Source organism: Fischerella thermalis PCC 7521 (assembly GCF_000317225.1).
GTDB lineage: Bacteria > Cyanobacteriota > Cyanobacteriia > Cyanobacteriales > Nostocaceae > Fischerella > Fischerella thermalis.
Map to the genome: position 1 here is coordinate 1 of NZ_AJLL01000125.1, position 408 is coordinate 408.

Annotated in this window: 1 pseudogene; it reads left to right on the forward strand. The window is 42.2% G+C overall.

Going from position 1 to position 408, the window contains the following annotated elements:
- Positions 1 to 408 (forward strand): annotated as a pseudogene (locus UYK_RS24570) (serine/threonine protein kinase); the annotation flags it as partial.

The following is a 408-nucleotide window of genomic DNA, read 5'->3' on the forward strand; positions in this document are numbered from 1 at the left end:
AGATCCTGATGGTTATTTTAACGCTATTGGTCTGATTCTCAAAGACAGCTAAATCTGCCTTGTTTGGTAATGGAAAAAATTAACGGGCAGACGCTGGAAAACATCTTACAAACCTATTATCCTCAAGGATGTCCCCAAGAACTGGTATTTGATTGGTTAACCCAAGCCACAGACATCTTACAGCACTTACACCAGCGCAATATCATTCATCGTGACATCAAACCTTCTAACTTAATGCTGCGTCATTCGGCGTCGGTGGCAGGGGAACAGTTAGTATTAATCGATTTTGGTGGGGCAAAACAATTTGAAAGGGCAAATCTTGGTTCGGAAGCCCGATCTACAAAATTGTTTTCTTCTGGCTACAGTCCACCAGAACAAATTGCTGGTATTAATATTGGACCTGCGGCT